The sequence below is a fragment of the Microbacterium sp. genome (genome assembly GCF_052102115.1).
Classification (GTDB): domain Bacteria; phylum Actinomycetota; class Actinomycetes; order Actinomycetales; family Microbacteriaceae; genus Microbacterium.
On sequence record NZ_JBQDVP010000007.1, the window covers coordinates 41755 to 58821 of the forward strand.

At 68.1% G+C, this 17067-nt stretch carries 20 protein-coding genes; 16 read left to right on the forward strand and 4 right to left on the reverse strand.

Going from position 1 to position 17067, the window contains the following annotated elements; genetic code table 11:
* The 6 genes from ACTICP_RS04020 (at position 1) to dmpG (ending at position 5105) form a co-directional block, all read left to right on the forward strand.
* Entirely contained in the window at positions 1-534 is a 534-nt protein-coding gene (locus tag ACTICP_RS04020) for a cupin domain-containing protein (RefSeq protein WP_441889740.1), read from the forward strand.
* Between the two features lie 20 nt (positions 535-554).
* Positions 555-1484, forward strand: coding sequence for a hypothetical protein (locus ACTICP_RS04025; protein WP_441889742.1), 930 nt, complete (start codon positions 555-557; stop codon positions 1482-1484).
* A gap of 8 nt (positions 1485-1492) precedes the next feature.
* The gene (locus ACTICP_RS04030) at positions 1493-2356 is read left to right on the forward strand and encodes an alpha/beta fold hydrolase (RefSeq protein ID WP_441889744.1); all 864 of its coding nucleotides are present in this window, start codon (positions 1493-1495) and stop codon (positions 2354-2356) included.
* 32 nt (positions 2357-2388) lie between these two features.
* Positions 2389-3078: a PadR family transcriptional regulator gene (locus ACTICP_RS04035; RefSeq protein WP_441889746.1), complete on the forward strand. Its 690-nt coding sequence runs from the start codon at positions 2389-2391 to the stop codon at positions 3076-3078.
* 78 nt (positions 3079-3156) lie between these two features.
* A complete protein-coding gene (locus ACTICP_RS04040; protein ID WP_441889748.1) occupies positions 3157-4104 on the forward strand; it encodes an acetaldehyde dehydrogenase (acetylating) in 948 nt (315 codons plus the stop codon).
* Positions 4101-5105 (forward strand): 4-hydroxy-2-oxovalerate aldolase, encoded by a 1005-nt coding sequence (dmpG, locus tag ACTICP_RS04045; RefSeq protein WP_441889750.1) that lies wholly within the window; start codon positions 4101-4103, stop codon positions 5103-5105. Before ACTICP_RS04040 ends, dmpG begins: the two co-directional genes overlap by 4 nt.
* A 26-nt stretch (positions 5106-5131) precedes the next feature.
* Here dmpG and ACTICP_RS04050 read toward each other — a convergent pair whose 3' ends face one another.
* Together ACTICP_RS04050 and ACTICP_RS04055 are read right to left on the reverse strand one after the other, a co-directional pair.
* Positions 5132-5776 carry a class II aldolase/adducin family protein gene (locus ACTICP_RS04050; protein ID WP_441889752.1) on the reverse strand — a complete coding sequence of 215 codons (645 nt, stop codon included), beginning with the start codon at positions 5774-5776 and terminating at the stop codon, positions 5132-5134.
* A 57-nt stretch (positions 5777-5833) separates the two neighbouring features.
* Positions 5834-6640, reverse strand: coding sequence for an IclR family transcriptional regulator (locus ACTICP_RS04055; protein WP_441889754.1), 807 nt, complete (start codon positions 6638-6640; stop codon positions 5834-5836).
* Positions 6641-6707: 67 nt separating this feature from the next.
* Between ACTICP_RS04055 and ACTICP_RS04060 the strand changes: the two genes are divergently transcribed.
* From ACTICP_RS04060 to ACTICP_RS04100, 9 genes are all read left to right on the forward strand, one after another.
* Complete coding sequence (locus ACTICP_RS04060) at positions 6708-7499, forward strand: 2-keto-4-pentenoate hydratase (protein WP_441889756.1); 792 nt, start codon at positions 6708-6710, stop codon at positions 7497-7499.
* Positions 7500-7502: 3 nt separating this feature from the next.
* Entirely contained in the window at positions 7503-8288 is a 786-nt protein-coding gene (locus ACTICP_RS04065) for a 2-keto-4-pentenoate hydratase (RefSeq protein ID WP_441889758.1), read from the forward strand.
* Entirely contained in the window at positions 8285-9100 is an 816-nt protein-coding gene (locus ACTICP_RS04070) for an ABC transporter permease (RefSeq protein ID WP_441889760.1), read from the forward strand. The genes ACTICP_RS04065 and ACTICP_RS04070 overlap by 4 nt, the downstream gene beginning before the upstream one ends.
* The gene (locus ACTICP_RS04075; protein WP_441889762.1) at positions 9097-9981 is read left to right on the forward strand and encodes an ABC transporter permease; all 885 of its coding nucleotides are present in this window, start codon (positions 9097-9099) and stop codon (positions 9979-9981) included. The genes ACTICP_RS04070 and ACTICP_RS04075 overlap by 4 nt, the downstream gene beginning before the upstream one ends.
* Positions 9978-10811, forward strand: a complete 834-nt coding sequence (locus tag ACTICP_RS04080; RefSeq protein WP_441889764.1) for an ABC transporter ATP-binding protein — start codon at positions 9978-9980, stop codon at positions 10809-10811. Before ACTICP_RS04075 ends, ACTICP_RS04080 begins: the two co-directional genes overlap by 4 nt.
* A gap of 9 nt (positions 10812-10820) precedes the next feature.
* Positions 10821-11615 (forward strand): SDR family NAD(P)-dependent oxidoreductase, encoded by a 795-nt coding sequence (locus ACTICP_RS04085; RefSeq protein WP_441889766.1) that lies wholly within the window; start codon positions 10821-10823, stop codon positions 11613-11615.
* 66 nt (positions 11616-11681) lie between these two features.
* Positions 11682-12680 carry an ABC transporter substrate-binding protein gene (locus ACTICP_RS04090; RefSeq protein WP_441889768.1) on the forward strand — a complete coding sequence of 333 codons (999 nt, stop codon included), beginning with the start codon at positions 11682-11684 and terminating at the stop codon, positions 12678-12680.
* 85 nt (positions 12681-12765) lie between these two features.
* Positions 12766-14199: an aldehyde dehydrogenase gene (locus tag ACTICP_RS04095; RefSeq protein WP_441889770.1), complete on the forward strand. Its 1434-nt coding sequence runs from the start codon at positions 12766-12768 to the stop codon at positions 14197-14199.
* A 28-nt stretch (positions 14200-14227) separates the two neighbouring features.
* A complete protein-coding gene (locus ACTICP_RS04100) occupies positions 14228-14425 on the forward strand; it encodes a tautomerase family protein (protein WP_441889772.1) in 198 nt (65 codons plus the stop codon).
* A 26-nt stretch (positions 14426-14451) separates the two neighbouring features.
* On the opposite strand, the gene ACTICP_RS04105 is transcribed toward ACTICP_RS04100, so the two are convergent.
* Positions 14452-15414: a VOC family protein gene (locus tag ACTICP_RS04105; RefSeq protein ID WP_441889774.1), complete on the reverse strand. Its 963-nt coding sequence runs from the start codon at positions 15412-15414 to the stop codon at positions 14452-14454.
* 1 nt (position 15415) lies between these two features.
* Positions 15416-16357, reverse strand: coding sequence for a VOC family protein (locus ACTICP_RS04110; RefSeq protein WP_441889776.1), 942 nt, complete (start codon positions 16355-16357; stop codon positions 15416-15418).
* 76 nt (positions 16358-16433) lie between these two features.
* Here ACTICP_RS04110 and ACTICP_RS04115 point away from each other — a divergent pair, with 76 nt between their 5' ends.
* Positions 16434-17012 carry a PadR family transcriptional regulator gene (locus ACTICP_RS04115; protein ID WP_441889778.1) on the forward strand — a complete coding sequence of 193 codons (579 nt, stop codon included), beginning with the start codon at positions 16434-16436 and terminating at the stop codon, positions 17010-17012.
* Positions 17013-17067 lie beyond the last annotated feature (55 nt).

Sequence of the window (17067 nt, forward strand, 5' to 3'; positions counted from 1 at the left end):
ATGGCCGAACACAACGTCACCCTCTCGGGCGCGGCGCCCGCGCCGACGACCAGGAGGTTCCGCCGGCTCGTCACCGGTCTGGACGAGAGCGGCAAGGCCGTCTTCGTCTCAGACGGCGAGAGCCCCTCGGTGCAGGTCGTCGCGAACACGCCGACGTTCGTCGTCACGAACTTCTGGCAGCACGCCGAGGTGCCCGTCGACAACAACGCCCCGCTCGACGACGGCGTGAGCGGACCGGTGAGCCTCAACCCTCCCGCCGGCGGATCGGTCTTCCGCATCGTCGAGTTCCCGCCGGACTCGGACTGGTCGGATCGGCCGGACGGCCCGTCCGACCAGGTGCACGCGACACCGTCGCTCGACTACGCGCTCGTGATCGAGGGCGACGTCTGGGCCGTGCTCGACGGTGAGGAGCGCGAGATGCACCCCGGAGACGTGCTGATCCAGCGGGGCACGCGCCACGCCTGGTCCAACCGCACCCAGAAAGCCGCACTCGTCGCCTTCACGCTCATCGGCGGCACCGCCGTCCAGGACTGAACCCCGAAAGGAATCGCATCATGGCCACAATCATCGGCAACATCAGCAGCTCCCACTCTCCGTTGTGGAACCTCAAGCCCGATCCCGAGCCGGGCAACCCCGGTGCGGAGTTCGTGTCGTACATCGCGAAGGCCCGTGAGATCGTCGAACGGCTCGCGCCCGACGCGATCGTGATCTTCGGCCCCGACCACGCGCGCGGCGTCTTCTACGATCTGCTCCCCGCCTTCAGCATTGGCGTGGAACGCGTCGTGGGCGCCGGCGACTACTTCACCCCCGACGGCGAGCTGCCGGTCGCGACGCAGCTGGGCATGGACATCTTCCAAGGCGTGACCGCCCGCGGCTTCGACCCCGCGATCTCGCTCGACCTGAGGATCGACCACGGGCTCACCCAGGTGTACCAGCGACTGAACCCCGCCATCGACATCCCGATCGTGCCGATCATCGTGAACTCCGGCACCTCGCCGCTGCCGACCTTCGCCCGCAGTTACGCGTTCGGCCAGGCCGTCGGCGCAGCCATCGCCCAGAGCGACCTCGACGCCCGCGTCCTCGTCATCGGCTCGGGCGGCCTGTCGCACTGGCCGAACTCGATCGATGCCTTCGACACGTCGATCACTCCGGAGTGGCGCGACTTCCTGATCCACGGGCGCAACCAGGTCGAGGAGCGCGAGGCAGGACGCCAGGCCACCGCCCTCAAGCTCGCCGAGGGCGAAGCGTCCGGTGAGGTCAACGAGGAGTGGGATCGCGACATCCTGGAGCGGATCCAGGCCGACCCGAGCGTGCTCGGCCGCCTCGACGAGGAGAATATCGAGGTCACCGCGGGCCCCGGCGCGGGCGAGCTGCGCACGTGGGCGGCCGCCGCCGGCGCCTGGGGCGGATCCATCGCGTGGACCGGGTACGAGCCCGTGCACCGCTGGATCACCGGCATGGGCGTCGTGTCGAGCGAGCAGTAGGGGTCACGATGCCGACCCTGGGAACGACCGAATACCGCACGCCCGCATTCTTCGGCCTCGAGGACCGATGGATCGAGACCGCGCCGGGTGAGACGACGCACTACCACGAGGCGGGGGAGGGGCTGCCCGTCGTCTTCCTGCACGGATCCGGCACCGGGGTCTCCGCCGCAGCCAACTGGTGGCGGACCCTTCCCGCGGTGAGCGGTCGGGTGCGGGCGATCGCCCCCGATCTGATCGGGTGGGGAGCCACCGTGCAGCCCGACACCGCCGCTTTCGGCATCCGGGAGTGGGGGGAGCACGCGCTCCGCCTGCTCGACGCCCTAGGGATCGAGCAGGCCTGGTTCGCGGGCAACTCGCTCGGAGGCTGGATCGCGCTGCAACTCGCACTCGACCATCCCGACCGGCTGCGGGGGATCGTGTCGATGGGCACCGGTGGTGCGATCGTCAAGACCGCCGCGATCGCGCAGCACCTCGATCCCGACATCTCGACCGAAGGCCTCAGGAACGCCTTCGGCAAGTTCGTCACCGACCCGTCGATGCTCGAGGACGACATGATCGCGGCCAGGCAGCAGATCGCCGAGTACGAGGTGAGCACCGGCCGGCTCGCCCGGGTCATGGCGGCGCGCGAACGGGATCGCCATGACCTGCCGCTGCGCCCCGAGCAGTTGGCGCGGCTGGCGTTGCCGGTGCTGCTCGTCCACGGCAAGCAGGATGTGGTGATCCCCGCCGAACGCACGTGGGAGCTCGCCGGGCAGATCCCGACCGCCGATGCGCTGGTGCTCAACGGCTGCGGGCACTGGTCGATGATCGAGCGCGCGAACGTGTTCAACCGCGCGCTCGTGGACTTCGTGACCGGCGCATGGCAGTGCTGAGCCGCGCCGCGCGGCTGCCCTAGGATCCGAGCATGTCTCTCGAGCACGTCATTCTCGGCTGGCTGAGCACCGGGCCGGGGTCGGGGTACGATCTCGTGCGCGCGATGGATTTCGGCGTCAACTGGTTCTGGTCGGCACCGCACAGTCAGATCTACCCGAAGCTGAGAGACCTCGAAGAGCGCGGTCTCGTCGAGTCGGCTCCGACCGTCGTCGGCGAACGACTGGAGAAGCGCATCTACTCGATCACCGAGGAGGGCCGCCGCGCGGTCGACTCCTGGGCGGGCGGGCCGCCGTCGTACCCGGCCAATCGCGACGTCGAGCGGATCAAGCTCATCTTCGGAGACACCGGAGACCTCAAGGCACTGCGCGTCCATTTCGAACGGCACCACGAGCACTACCGGCAGCGCCGCGACGCCATGCGCGCCTTCCTCGACGAAGTCGACGGCCGCCGCCATCGGCGTATCGAGCACCGGATCGCCAGCCGACCCACCGAGGCGCACGGCGAACTGACCCTGGCCGTTCGCGAACTCGCCTATCGCGGCGACATCGCCCGTGCCGAGAACGAGATGTCGTGGGCCCGTGATGCCCTGGAATGGCTGGATCGCTTCGAGGAGAAATGGGGCGTATTGAACGGTGTTCTCCCGCTGGATGGATCAGCGACACCGCCTTCGGAGACAACGGTGGCGATGATGCCGCGGATCTCTCCGGATCCGTTCCATTGAATGGAATCCCGTAGCCAGTCGCTTGAAAGCCGTCGTTACAGTCATCCCAAACGCACGTCGAGCGCGAGAGGGAAACGCATGGCGAAGACGAAGGTCGCGATCATCGGATCGGGGAACATCGGCACGGATCTCATGTTCAAGGTGATGCGCCTGAGCGAGGTCCTCGAGATGGGGGCGATGGTCGGCATCGATCCCGACTCGGACGGGCTGGCGCGGGCCGCACGGCTCGGCATCCCCACGACCGCTCAAGGTGTGGAAGGCCTCATCGGTCTGCCAGGGTTCGACGAGATCGAGATCGTCTTCGACGCCACCAGCGCAGGCGCGCACCGGCGCAACGCCGCGGCGCTCGAGCCGTACGGCAAGCTCATGGTGGACCTGACCCCGGCCGCCATCGGTCCGTACGTGGTGCCCGTGGCCAACCTCGACGAGCACCTGGATGCGACGAACGTGAACATGGTCACGTGCGGCGGCCAGGCGACGATCCCGATCGTGAGCGCGGTCAGCTCGGTCGTCCCGGTCCACTACGCCGAGATCGTCGCCTCGATCGCGTCGAAGTCGGCCGGACCGGGCACGCGTGCGAACATCGACGAGTTCACCGAGACCACCTCGGCCGCGATCGAGCAGGTCGGCGGCGCTGCACGAGGCAAAGCCATCATCATCCTCAACCCGGCGGAGCCGCCGATGATCATGCGCGACACCGTGCTCCTCATCACCGACCGCCTGAGCGACCAGGAGCGTGGCGAGGTCGAAGCCGCGGTCGAGGCCCGGGTTGCGGCCGTGGCCGAGTACGTTCCGGGCTACCGCCTGAAGCAGGTCGTGCAGTTCAGCGACCAGGACTCCACAGTCGATCTGCTCGTGCCCGAAGCTCAGCGCACCGGCGCGTACACGAAGATCTCGGTCTTCCTCGAGGTCGAAGGCGCTGCCATGTATCTTCCGGCGTACGCCGGAAACCTCGACATCATGACCTCCGCCGCGGTGCGTACCGCCGAGCGGATGGTCTCCACGCGGAAGGCGGTCGTCGCATGACGAAGATCTACCTGCAGGACGTCACCCTGCGCGACGGGATGCACGCGATCTCGCATCGCATCGAGCCTGCCAAGGCGGCTGAGATCGCCCGGGCTCTCGACGCGGCGGGCGTCGACGCGATCGAAGTCGCCCACGGCGACGGGCTGGCCGGATCCAGCCTGACGTACGGTGCCGGCTCGAACACCAACTGGGAGTGGATCGAGGCGGTCGCGGCCGCCGTCGAGAAGGCGGTCCTCACCACGTTGCTCCTTCCTGGCATCGGCACGATCTCCGACCTCCGCCGCGCGTACGACCTCGGGATCCGGTCGGTGCGGGTCGCCACGCACTGCACCGAAGCGGATGTCTCGCAGCAACACATCGAGACCGCCAAGTCGTGGGGCATGGACGTCTCGGGCTTTCTCATGATGTCGCACCTGAACGATCCGGCCGGCCTGGCGGCACAGGCCAAGCTGATGGAGTCCTACGGCGCGGACTGCGTCTACGTCACCGACTCGGCGGGCCGGCTCACCATGGACGGCGTGCGCGAGCGCGTCCGTGCCTACCGGGACGTGCTGGACCCGAAGACCCAGATCGGGATCCATGCCCACCAGAACCTGTCGCTCGCGGTGGCGAACTCCGTGATCGCTGTCGAAGCCGGCGCGACCCGGGTGGACGCCTCGCTCGCCGGTCACGGCGCCGGCGCGGGCAACACGCCGATCGAGCCGTTCGTCGCCGTCGCGAAGCTGACGGGGTGGGATGTCGCGGCCGACGTCTTCGCACTGCAGGACGCGGCGGACGACCTCGTGCGCCCGCTGCACGACCGTCCGGTGCAGGTCGACCGCGAGACCCTCACGCTCGGCTACGCCGGCGTGTACTCGAGCTTCCTGCGTCACGCCGAGCGCGTCGGCGCGCAGTACGGCCTCGACGCGCGCGATCTGCTCGTGACCGTCGGCGAGCGGAAGCTCATCGGCGGGCAGGAGGACATGATCGAAGACATCGCGCTGGACGCCTCCCGCGCCTGACCTTCGGCGCCGAGCGCCTCCTCGGATCAGTCGGTGAGATACCGGTAGATCCGGGGAAGGAGCTCGTCGGCCCGCTCGGCCCACCAGTCGATCTCGTCCTGCGGCAGCGGCCGGGGGGTTCCGGCGGCCAGCGCATCGAGCGCGAGGCGCGCGCTGCGTTCGAGCACCCACATCCGTGCGACCGCCTGTGCCGCATCCGTTCCCACGGTGACCGCCCCATTGCCGCGGAGGATGATCGCGCCAGAAGCGCCCGCGGCCTCGGCCAGCGCGTCTGCCGTGGCGCGGTCGCGCACCAGGCGCGAGCTCTCATGGATGTGCACGCCGTGCAGCATCGCGCCGTGGCCGCCGAGGACGGGCAGTGCGATGCCCAGGGCGCTGAATGCTGCGACCGCACGTGGCTGTGCGCGCACGATCGATCCGACCTCGGGCCGCGCGGCGGCCAGCGCAAGGTGCATCCATCCCTCCAGCGGCACGCCCGCGGGCAGCTCGTCGCTCGCGACGTCCACCCTGACCGGCGGGGCTTCGCCGGCCCGGCCGAGGGGCACCGGTGGAGTGATCAGCAGGGAGCGTTCCCCCGCGCGGACGGACACGTGTCCGAATGCGTCGCTCAAGCCGGCCGCGGCCACGGCCGAGGCGGCCGTGCGCAGCTGTGTGGTCAGATCGTCGTTCATACGCCTCCATCGTCCGGGCTAGGGTAACCGGAAACGCCGGAACCGCCGAGACGGATGTCAATCAGCGGAACCGAGTTGCGGAAGGCGTCGCACCTCGTCGCTGAGGGCCGTGGCCATGCCGCGCACCATCGGGATCGAACGGTCGACGTCGAGTCGCTCGCTCCAGCCCGAGACCGAGATCGCGGCGACCGGGCTGCTTCGCCCGCTGCCGATGATCGGTGCCGCCACGCACGAGATTCCCGGCCCGGACTCCTCGATCTCGGTCGCGTAGCCCTTGCCGTGGATCTCGGCGAGGTCCTGCCGCAGCCGGGCTGCATCCGTGATCGTGTTGGGCCCGATCTTCCAGAGACCGCGCGCCTCCACCTGGTCGAGCACCTCGGGCGGAGAGAAGGCGAGCAGGGCCTTGCCGACACCGGTGGCGAATGCCGGCAGCCGGCCTCCCACCCGGGACGGAAGACGCGGCGAGGTGGACGAGTGCAGGATCTCGATGTACACCACGGTCGTCTCCTCGAGCACCGCGAGGTGCACCGTGTTGCCGGTCGCGCGCCGCAGCTCCGCCATTCGGGGCAGCGCGAGCAGCCGCAGGCTCCGCGGCCGGGCGGCTTGCTGTCCGAGCTCGAAGATGCGGATGCCGAGCGAGAGCGACGAGCCGTGGCGTTCGAGCCAGCCGTAGTCGACGAGTTCGTTGGTGATGCGGGATGCCGTCGATTTGGCGAGCCCGGTGAGGCGCGAGATCTCGCCGAGGGTGATGGCGGGCGTGCCGTCGCTGAAGCAGTCGAGCACCATGCTCACGCGGCCGATCATCGAGTCCGGCATGTCCTTCGAAGGGGTTATGGCGCCGGCGTTCCATTCAGTGGAATCCACGTTGCCAGTGTCGTTCGTCGGGCGCCTAATAGTCAAACCAGCAAGTCCGAAAGACGACGAGGTCACATTGTCCAACCAGCCGATTAACGCACTCGTGACGGCGCTGTCCGGCGCCTACACCACAGGCGCGCCGATCGAGCCGCTGAGCGCCACGACGCCCGGCCTCACGGTCGACGACGCCTACGCGATCCAGCTGGCTCAGGTCGCCGCCTGGCAGGCGGAGGGCCGCCGGATCCGCGGGCACAAGGTGGGTCTGACCGCACTCGCGATGCAGCGCCAGCTCGGTGTGGATCAGCCCGACTACGGGCACCTGTTCGACGACATGTTCTTCCTCGACTCGGCGCCGATCCCGGCAGGCCGGTTCATCGCCCCGCGCGTCGAGCCCGAGTTCGCATTCGTGCTCTCGCGCCCCCTGGCCGGGCCGGGCATCACGATCGCCGACGCCATCAGGGCGGTCGACTGCGTGCTCGGGTCGATCGAGATCATCGACTCGCGCATCGCCGACTGGAAGATCGGCCTGGTCGACACGATCGCCGACAACGCCTCCAGCGGCGGCGTGGTGCTCGGTAGCCGCCCGATGCGGCTCGATGAGCTCAACCTCGTGACCGCCGGCTGCACGCTCACCAAGAACGGCGTCGTCGTCGGAACCGGAGCGGGAGGCGCCGTCCTCGGCTCGCCGCTGAACGCTCTGGTCTGGCTCGCGAATCGGCTCGGCGACCTCGGCACGCAGCTCGACGAAGGCGCCGTCGTCCTGCCCGGTTCGATCTGCGCCGCCGTCCCGGTGGCGGCCGGCGATTCGGTCACCGCGGACTTCGGCCCGCTCGGCACCGTCACCGCACGATTCACGGAGGAGGGCTAGACCGTGGCTTTCGATCAGATCGTCGACCGTCTGCTGGCAGCCGAGACCGACCGCACCGACGTCGTCTCTTTCGCGGAGGAGTTCCCGCACTTCACCCCCGAGGACGCCTACCGCGCGCAGCACGCGCTCATCGAGCGCAAGGTCGCCGGCGGCGAGCGGATCATCGGCGTCAAGCTCGGTCTCACCTCGCGCGCGAAGCAGCAGCGCATGGGGATTTCGTCTCCGCTGACCGCCGTGGTCACCGACGCGATGCACCTCGACCCCGGTGTGCCGATCCCGTACGACAGGCTCATCCACCCGCGCGTCGAGCCCGAGATCGTGTTCGTCCTCGGCTCCGACCTCACCGGGCCGGGAGTGACTCCCGAGACCGCGCTTCGTGCCGTGGCATCGGTGCACGCCGGGCTCGAGGTCATCGACAGCCGCTACCGCGACTTCAAGTTCTCGCTCGCCGACGTGATCGCAGACAACGCGTCGAGCAGCTACTTCGCGGTCGGCGGCACCGCAGTGGGTGTGGCGGGGCTCGATCTGGCGAACGAAGCCTGCGTGCTCCGTGTCAACGGGCAGGTCGTGGACTCCGCTACGGGTGCCGCCGTGCAGGGGCATCCCGCAGCTGCTCTTTCGCTCGCCGCCAACGCGCTCGGCGCGCGGGGCATTTCGATTCCTGCGGGATCGATCGTGCTCACCGGAGGCCTCACGGATGCCGTCCCGATCGCACCGGGTGACAGCGTCACCGTGGAGTTCACGACGCTCGGCAGCGTCACCGTGAGCGTTCACGGAGGTGACGCATGAGCACGGTGTCGATCACGACGGTTCCGGATGCCGCGAAGAAGAGGTTCTTCGACTCGCGACCGGTTCAAGGCATCACGGGCGTCGTCGTCCTCATCCTGGTGATGGAGATCCTCTCGCGTACCGGAGTGATCCCCACGACCGTGCTCCCTCCCGTCTCGGAGGTCCTCGCGCAGATCCCGGTCCTTCTCGTAGACCCCGCGTTCCTCGTCGACATCGGTTCCACGATGCAGGCGTGGGCGATCGGTCTGGCCATCGCGGTGCTGGTCGGGGTGCCCGCCGGATTGCTCCTGGGGTCGTTCCGGCTCCTCTACGAGGGCTCCCGCGGCGTGATCGAGATGCTTCGCCCGATTCCTTCGGTCGCACTCATTCCTCTTGCGGTCCTCGTCCTCGGGCTGAGCACCGAGATGAAGGTGGCGCTGGTCGTCTACGCCTCGATCTGGCCGATCCTGTTCAACACGCTGTACGGCGTGCGTGACATCGAACCGGTGACCAAAGAGACGGCACGCACGTTCCGCACCTCCCCCGGTGAGCTGATCGGCCGCGTCCTGCTCCCGGCGGCGGCGCCCTTCGCGTTCACCGGCGTGCGCATCTCGGCTTCGATCGCGCTCATCGTGACCATCAGCGCGGAGTTGCTCGCAGGCACGCCGACGGGTATCGGCTCGTTCATCATGCGCATCTCGGCCGCGGGCGGTGACACCGCCGTCGTCCTGGCAGCCACGATCATCGCGGGCGTGATCGGAGTGCTGGTCAACGTGGTGCTCCAGTTCATCGAACGGCGGACGTTCCGCTGGCGGGAGGCATCCAACTCATGACGATCATCGATGGGCAGAACAGCCCCGCCACGATGCGCGATGACTCGACGGCCGAGAAGGCTCGCGATCGCGCCGCACGCAGGGCCGAACGTCGCGCCGGCGCGAAGTCGCTCTCGCTGAGCCTCGGTGTGCTCCTGGCACTTCTCGTACTCTGGCAGATCGTCGCCACCGTCTGGCCGTCGACGTACTGGCCGCCGCCGCTGAAGATCCTGCAGCGCATGGCCGAGCTGTGGCTTCCGAGCCTGGAACAGCCCGTGCCCCCGGGCCTCACGTCGGACGTGATCCCCAGCCTGTTGCGCATGGGTGCGGGCTTCGGGCTCGCCGTGGTGTTCGGGATCGTCCTGGGCATGGCACTCGGACTCTCTCGACGATTCGAGGGATACACCGACTGGATCCTGCAGTTCTTCCGCGCGATCCCGCCGCCCACGCTCTTTCCCGTCTTCCTGCTGCTGTTCGGAGTGAGTGACACCATGCGCGTCATGCTCATCGCCTTCGGCACGGTGTGGCCGATCCTTCTCAACACGATCGAGGGCGTGCGGTCCATCCCGCCGCTGACCTTCGAGTCCTCGTCGGTGTTCCGCATCCGATGGATGGATCGTCTTTTCGGCATCATCCTGCCGGCGGCCGCTCCCAAGATCCTCGCGGGCGTTCGCACCAGTCTCGGACTCGCGATCATCCTCATGGTGATCTCGGAGATGATGGCGACGACCAACGGCATCGGCTTCCAGCTCATCCAAGCCCAGCGGACGTTCCTCACGCTCGACATGTGGGCGGCGATCGCGCTGCTGGGCCTCATCGGTTACGTCCTGAACCTCATTCTTACGTACGTCGAGCGCCGCATCCTCACGTGGCAGCGTCTCGGTGGAAAGGAGACCTCATGACCTCTGCGGTCGATACCGCCCCCGTTCTCGACGTGGAAGCGCTGACGCACACGTACGGTTCCGGCAGCACGCGGCATCTCGCGCTCAAAGACATCACGTTCGATGTCGCGCAGGGCGAACTCGTCTCCATCGTCGGCCCGTCCGGATGCGGCAAGACGACGCTCCTGCGCGCCATGGCGGGACTCATGGCCCCGACCGGGGGCCAGCTCGACTTGGACGGCGCCCCGATCACGGGCGTTCCCGACGGGCTGGCGATGGTGTTCCAGGACTACCGCGGCTCGCTCTTTCCGTGGCTCACGGTGCAAGACAACGTCCGGTTCCCCCTGCGGCGCCTGCGCCTGCCCGCCGAGGAAGTGTCGACGCGCGTCGCCGAGGCACTGGGTGCCGTCGGTCTCGAGGGCTTCGAGAACCGGTACCCGACGCAGCTGTCGGGCGGAATGCAGCAGCGCGTCGCGATCGCCCGCGCGCTCGCCTACCGGCCGAAGATCCTGCTCATGGACGAGCCGTTCGCCTCGATCGACGCGCAGACGCGCGAAGAGCTCGAAGACCTCGTGCTGGAGGTGCGCGACCACTTCAACATGACGATCCTGTTCGTCACGCACGACATCGACGAGTCCGTGTACCTGGCCGATCGGGTGGTCGTGCTCTCCAAGCCGCCGACGGTCGTGCAGACCATCTTCGAGATCGATCTGGCTCGTCCACGCGACCAGATCTCCACCAAAGAGGACCCGGCGTTCATCCATCTGCGGGGGGAAGTGGCTCGACTCATCCGCAATGCGGCGCCGGGCGGGATGTCGGACGACGCCCTCAAGACGCTCGTCGGCGAGTAGGGCGCAGGCATGGATCTCGGCCTGCACGGCGCGCGTGTGGTCGTCACCGGCTCCTCCAGCGGGATCGGTTGGCAGACCGTTCGCGCGTTCATCGAGGAGGGTGCCGACGTCATCGGCGTCGACCGCACTCTGCCTCGCGATGCCTCCGAGCTGGGCGCCGACGCCGAGTTCGCCGCGTTAGTGGTGGATCTCGTCGTGGATGAGGCGCCTGCGGCGGTTGCGGCGGCGGTGGCGGAGCGATGGGGCGAGTTCGACGTCCTCGTCAACTGCGCGGGGGTCGCCCCCACGCGCGCGTCCGCCGTGGGCGTGGACGAGGCCGGGTGGGCGCACACTCTCGCGGCCAATCTGCTGGCCCCGGTGCGTCTCGTATCGGCCCTCGCGCCGATGCTCGCCGACGACATCGGTGTGGTCGTGAACATCGCATCCACGTCCGCCAGAGCACCCGAGCCGGCGATGGTGGACTATGCGGCGTCGAAGGCCGCGCTGGTCGCGTACACGAATGCCATCGCACAGGAACTCGGGCCTGGCGGCATCCGCGCAGTCGTGGTCAGTCCCGGCCCCACCCGCACCGAGCTGTGGGACGCCCCCGGCGGGTTCGTCGACGCGATCGCGAACGGCTACGGCATGTCACGCGAGGCAGCCGTGGATCACCACATCCGAAACATCCGTCGCATCCCGCTCGGGCGTCCCGGTGACGCGCGAGAGATCGCCGATTCCATCGTCTTCCTGGCCTCGCGACGCTCGCGATTCACCACCGGCAGCGCGCTCGCCGTCCATGGGGGAATGGCGACGCATCCGGCGTGAGCGTCCACAGACACCACCTCACCACCCGAACTCCGTCATCGTGACGGCACAGCAAGAGGAGAATCAATGAAAGGCACCACAATCCGGTCACGCTTCGCGATCCTGGGCGCCGTCGCGGCGCTCGCGCTCACGTTGAGCGCCTGCGGATCGTCGACCGAACCCGCCGCCACGACCGAGCCGAGCGCCGGTGGTGGCGCCCCCGAGGTGACCGAGCTCACCGTGGGCATCGTCCCCGTCGTCGATCACGCGGGGATCTTCCAGGCCGTCAACGAGGGTTACTTCGAAGAAGAAGGCCTCACCGTCACAGTCCAGCCCGCGGCGAGCGGCGGAGCCCTCGGGCCTGCGCTGCTCGCGGGCGACCTCCAGGCGTCCTTCGCGACGTGGCCGTCGTGGTTCCTCGCGAACGAGAACGCCGCGCCGCTGCGCTTCGTGGGCCTCGGCGTCTCGGGTACCGAAGGAACGGCGGGAATCTACTCCGCTCCGGACTCCGACATCACCGAGCCCGCCGACCTCGAAGGCAAGACCATCGCCGTCAACAGCCTGAAGAACACGGGCGAGCTGACGATCCGTGCGGTGCTGGACGCCGAGGGCGTCGATACGACGACGGTCACGTTCACCGAGCTCCCCTTCCCCGACATGATCGGCGCGGTCACGCAGGGCAACGTCGATGCGATCTGGCTCGTCGAGCCGTTCGCGACAGGCGGCGACGATGCCGGTCTGGTGAAGGTCGCGCCCAGTTACACCGGCCCAACCGCCGACATCCCCGTTTCTGGAGTCGCCATGCTCGCGTCGTTCGTCGAGCAGAACCCGAACACGGCTGCGGCCTTCGCGCGGGCGCTGGCCAAGGGCAACGCCGACATCGCGGCCGACCCCGAACTGGCGCGGGAGATCCTCCTGGCCGCACCGTTCAACCAGAAGCCCGAGGTCGTGGAGGCGATGAACCTTCCCGCGTGGGTCGAGGGCTATCCGACGGCCGAAGGGCTCGAGATCTGGAACGAGCTGATGGTCGAATACGATCTGCTTCCCGCAGCCGTCGACCTCTCGGGCGTCGTCTTCCAGCCCTGACAACGACGTGTGTCCGGGGCGGCACCGCGCCGCCCCGGACACACTTTTCCGCACGATAGAGTCCGCACGATAGAGAAGGAATCCCATGACAGAGCGTTATGGCCACATCATCGATGGCCACGAGGTCGAGTCGACACTCGGCCACCAGTTCCAGAGCATCGATCCCTATGACCAGAAGCCGTGGGCCGAAGTGGCATTCGGCGGCGCTCCCGATGTCGACCGCGCGGTGGCCGCAGCCCGGCACGCGTTCGACGAGGGTCCCTGGCCGCGCATGACGCACGAAGAGCGACGCTCGCTGATCCACCGGTTCGCGGATCTCATCATCGAGAACGGCGCAGAGCTCGCCCTCGCCGACACGCGCGACATGGGCAAGCCCTACGCGCAGGCGCTCGGCAACGACGTGCCCCGGACGGCCGCCAACTTCCGCTTCTTCGCCGATCACGCCGCGCTCGCCACCGGTGACGTGTATCCGCGCGACGATCGCCACCACCTGTACTCCAGCTACGACCCGGCGGGCGTCGTCGCGGCGATCGCGCCGTGGAACTTCCCCATGATGCTCGAGAGCTGGAAGGTCGCCCCCGCCCTGGCGTGGGGCAACACCGTCGTGCTCAAGCCCGCCGAGGACTCCCCGGCGTCGGCCACGATCCTCGCGCGGCTCGCGCTCGAAGCCGGCATTCCGGCGGGCGTCTTCAACGTCGTGCATGGCTACGGCCCGGACTCCGCAGGTCAGGCCCTGACCGAGAGCCCCTTCATCGACCGCATCACCTTCACGGGCGAGTCCAACACGGGGCGCGTCATCGCCGCTGCGGCGGCGAAGAACCTCGTGCCGGTCAGCCTCGAGCTCGGCGGTAAGGGCGCCAACATCGTGTTCGACGACGCCGACATCGACAACGCGGTGGAGTGGTCGATCAATGCCGCGTTCACCAACACCGGTCAGGTGTGTCTGGCGGGTTCGCGGCTGTACGTGCAGCGCGGCATCCTGCCCGAGTTCAAGCGGCGTTTCGTCGCCGCCGCCGAAGCGATGGTCGTGGGCGACCCCAAGGACGATTCCACCCAGATCGGTCCACTGTCGTCGGACGAGCACTACACCAAGGTGCGTCGCTACTTCGATAGCATCGAGCAGGCCGGCGGTTCGATCGACACCGGTCGGCTCGGCGACGGCTGGACCATCACGCCCACGGTCATCTCGGGTCTGTCCGAAGAAGCCCCGCACCTTCGCGAAGAGATCTTCGGTCCCATCGTGTCGATGACCCCGTTCGACACCGTCGACGAGGCGGTGCGGCTCGTGAACGCGTCGCCCTTCGGCCTGAACGCGATGATGTTCACCGAGAACCTGTCGACGGCCCACAAGGTCGCCGGCCGCCTCCGCGTCGGCACAGTGTGGGTGAACTGCTTCTTCATCCGCGACCTGCGCGCTCCGTTCGGCGGTGCGGGCGATTCGGGTGTCGGGCGAGAAGGCGGCAACTTCAGCCGCGAGTTCTTCACCGAGCCCAAGGCCGTCGTCATGCAGCTGAACTGATCCACCCGACCTCGCAAGGAGAAACGACATGCCGCTCATCACCGTAAACATCGCCGAGGGTCGTTCCGAGGCGGACATCCGCAAGCTCATGGCCGCGCTGCACACCGCGGCGCACGAGTCGATCGGCGCACCGGAGCCGAGCATCCGCGTGATCGTGAACGAGGTCGCCACGGACCGGTGGCTGAGCGGCGGGCAGACGCTCGCCGAGAAGGCTGCCCGCAGCTGACCAGACGCCTGCGCGGGCGGGCCGCCTCACACTTCGAGCGACGCCTCCAGGGGTGGGGTGGCCCACGAGTGGAACGTGGCCGGCACCGGGGTGCCCCACGCCGTGCCGCGACCGTCGGCCTCGGTGGTCCACGTCACCGGCTCCCAGTCCGGCTGGAAGATGTGGATGCCGTCGGTGAAGATCTCGACGCGGTTGCCGCCTGGCTCGATGACGTACACGAAGAAGCCCTGCGTGCGCGAGTGCTTCGCCGGGCCGAACTCGACCGGAGTGCCCAGCTGGAGGAACATGTCCGCTGCGCGGATCACGTCCATGTGACTCTCGACCGCGTAGGCGAGGTGGTGCAGGCGTCCCTCTGTGGGCGAGGGCTCCCTTGTCAGCGCGAGGTCGTGCGCCTTCGTCATGACACTCAGCCACGCGCCGACCTCGTCGCCGCCGGCCGGAGTCAGCCGTTCGCGCAGCTTGAAGCCGAGCGTCTCTTGCTGAAACGCGCTCGCCGCTGCCACATCGGGCACCAGCACGTTGATGTGGTCGATGTGCGCGGCCGCCGCCCCGTGCGGAATGAACCGTTGTGCCTGGTTCGGCAGGTAGGGCTCCTCGCCGGGCGGGGCCACGTACTTCTCGGTCTCGAAGTAGACCTCCTGCACGTGGCCGCCGATGCCGGCGAACCTGTAGGCGGCGCCGTGGCCGAGATCGCCGTCGTGCCATTCGCCCTCGATGCCGCGCGCCTCCAGAGCGTCCACGGGGCGCTGGAGCGCCTGCGGACTCGTCGTGCGCCATGCCATGTGGCCCAGGCCCGGGTGCGTGGTCGCGGTCAGCCGCAGGGACGTGAGAACGTCGTCGTTCCAGGCACGCAGGTACACGGCATCCTTCGTCTCACCGACGGGGAACAGTCCGTAGGTGTCGGTGAAGAATCGTGCGCTCGCCTCGAGATCCGGCGTCAGCAACTCGACGTGGCCGAGCTGGGCCACGTCGTAGATGGGCTCGGACATGTCAGACGCGTGTCTGCGCCGCTTCGGTCAGCGCCTGAACGGCCGCGGCATCCGCGTCGTTGTCGGCGGTGAGGATCTGACGCTGAGTCGACGGCTTCTGCGAGCTGCCGCCCCACATGTCGATCGCACCGAACATCGTCGGATCGAAGGTGCGGGGGATCCAGGCGTCGTCGTCGTGAATCAGCCGCACGTTCCACGAGTACTCGTACGTGAAGCCCTCGGGACCCTTGAAGTAGAGGAAGACGGCGCCCGACTGCGGGTGGCGGCCGGGCCCCTGCTCGATCTCGACGTCGTGCTCCTTGAGGAAGTTCCAGTTGCGGAAGATCGCGTCGATCTCGTCGACCTGGAAGTTCATGTGGCAGAGGCCCGGCTCATCGCCCTGGAAGACCGCCAGAGTGTGGTGCACCGGGTTGAAGCGCATGAGCGCTGCGTTGTTCTGCACCCAGTCCGACACCTTGATGTTGAAGTTTTCGGTCCAGAACTCCGCCGCCTTGTAGATGTCTTTCGCGTCGACGCACAAGTGCCCGAACTCGGTGATACCGCTCGATGCGCGCGTCAGCTCCAGGAACGACGGGTCGTGCATCTGCCCGATCACGAGGTCGAACTTGTTGCCCCAGGGGTCATCGAATGAGATGAAGTCCGTCACGCGGCGGCTGCGCGCTTCTTCGTCGGTGCCGCGATGCACGCGGATGCCGATGGATTCGAGGTGTTTGGCGGCATTGTGCAGCGCCTTGTCGTCGCGCAGGACGAGGCCGCTCGAGAGCACTCCGCTCTCGCCCTCGACGAACGCGAGGCAGTGCTGACGCTTGTCGGCGCGCAGGTAGTGGACACCGTCGTCGGCGCCCTGATACTTCATTCCGACGATGTCGCGGGCGAAGCCGACGGCGGTATCGACGTCCTTCGCGCCGCTTCGGACATAGCCGATGTCAACGAGTTCGATCATTTCAATTGCTCCTTCGTCGGAGGTGGCGTACTTTCAGTATAGGTATACATATACATATGTCACAAGTGATACTAGGGTGGCACTCGTGTCCCTGCGCTTCGCGATTCTCGGCATCCTCGAGGCCACGCCCATGACGGGGTACGAGCTGGGTCAGCGGTTCGCCTCGAGTGCACGATGGGTGTGGTCGGCTCCCCGGAGCCAGATCTATCCGCTGCTGGCCAAGCTCGAAGCCGACGGGCTCATCGCGGGGGAGCACGCCATCGTCGATGGGCGTGCCCAGCGCCGCTATGGCATCACCGGCGACGGATGCCGCGAACTGCGCCGGTGGGTGAGCGAAGCGCACGACCTGCCGCCGGTGCGCGACCCGATGCTGCTGCACGCACTGTTCCTTGACATCGTCGGCGTCTCCGAAGCCGAGGAGGTGCTCCGAGGCGAATGGGCGGCCGAGCGCGCGCGGATCGTCGAGTGGGAGGCACACCGCGATGCGCTCGCAGCGGGGAAGACGCCGGTGATCCGGGCCCGGCTGCGCAATCGCGATCCGAGCGAGCACGAGCGGATCACCCGCATCAAGGCCGCGGCCTTCAACGGTCTGGTCGAGACCGGTCGTGCGCGGCTGCGGTGGCTAGAGTCGATGATCGAAGCGGTCCGCGACTGACGTCCCCGGCGCCGAGCCAGCCGTGCCGGATCGGGCCGAAGCCTTGTTGCGCCGG

Excerpts from the sequence above, each read along its gene's own strand:
- ACTICP_RS04020 (WP_441889740.1), top strand. The coding sequence starts at position 1 with ATGGCCGAACACAACGTCACCCTCTCGGGCGCGGCGCCCGCGCCGACG.
- ACTICP_RS04025 (WP_441889742.1), top strand. The coding sequence starts at position 555 with ATGGCCACAATCATCGGCAACATCAGCAGCTCCCACTCTCCGTTGTGG.
- ACTICP_RS04030 (WP_441889744.1), top strand. The coding sequence starts at position 1,493 with ATGCCGACCCTGGGAACGACCGAATACCGCACGCCCGCATTCTTCGGC.
- ACTICP_RS04035 (WP_441889746.1), top strand. The coding sequence starts at position 2,389 with ATGTCTCTCGAGCACGTCATTCTCGGCTGGCTGAGCACCGGGCCGGGG.
- ACTICP_RS04040 (WP_441889748.1), top strand. The coding sequence starts at position 3,157 with ATGGCGAAGACGAAGGTCGCGATCATCGGATCGGGGAACATCGGCACG.
- dmpG (WP_441889750.1), top strand. The coding sequence starts at position 4,101 with ATGACGAAGATCTACCTGCAGGACGTCACCCTGCGCGACGGGATGCAC.
- ACTICP_RS04050 (WP_441889752.1), bottom strand. The coding sequence starts at position 5,776 with ATGAACGACGATCTGACCACACAGCTGCGCACGGCCGCCTCGGCCGTG.
- ACTICP_RS04070 (WP_441889760.1), top strand. The coding sequence starts at position 8,285 with ATGAGCACGGTGTCGATCACGACGGTTCCGGATGCCGCGAAGAAGAGG.
- ACTICP_RS04075 (WP_441889762.1), top strand. The coding sequence starts at position 9,097 with ATGACGATCATCGATGGGCAGAACAGCCCCGCCACGATGCGCGATGAC.
- ACTICP_RS04080 (WP_441889764.1), top strand. The coding sequence starts at position 9,978 with ATGACCTCTGCGGTCGATACCGCCCCCGTTCTCGACGTGGAAGCGCTG.
- ACTICP_RS04085 (WP_441889766.1), top strand. The coding sequence starts at position 10,821 with ATGGATCTCGGCCTGCACGGCGCGCGTGTGGTCGTCACCGGCTCCTCC.
- ACTICP_RS04090 (WP_441889768.1), top strand. The coding sequence starts at position 11,682 with ATGAAAGGCACCACAATCCGGTCACGCTTCGCGATCCTGGGCGCCGTC.
- ACTICP_RS04095 (WP_441889770.1), top strand. The coding sequence starts at position 12,766 with ATGACAGAGCGTTATGGCCACATCATCGATGGCCACGAGGTCGAGTCG.
- ACTICP_RS04100 (WP_441889772.1), top strand. The coding sequence starts at position 14,228 with ATGCCGCTCATCACCGTAAACATCGCCGAGGGTCGTTCCGAGGCGGAC.
- ACTICP_RS04105 (WP_441889774.1), bottom strand. The coding sequence starts at position 15,414 with ATGTCCGAGCCCATCTACGACGTGGCCCAGCTCGGCCACGTCGAGTTG.
- ACTICP_RS04110 (WP_441889776.1), bottom strand. The coding sequence starts at position 16,357 with ATGATCGAACTCGTTGACATCGGCTATGTCCGAAGCGGCGCGAAGGAC.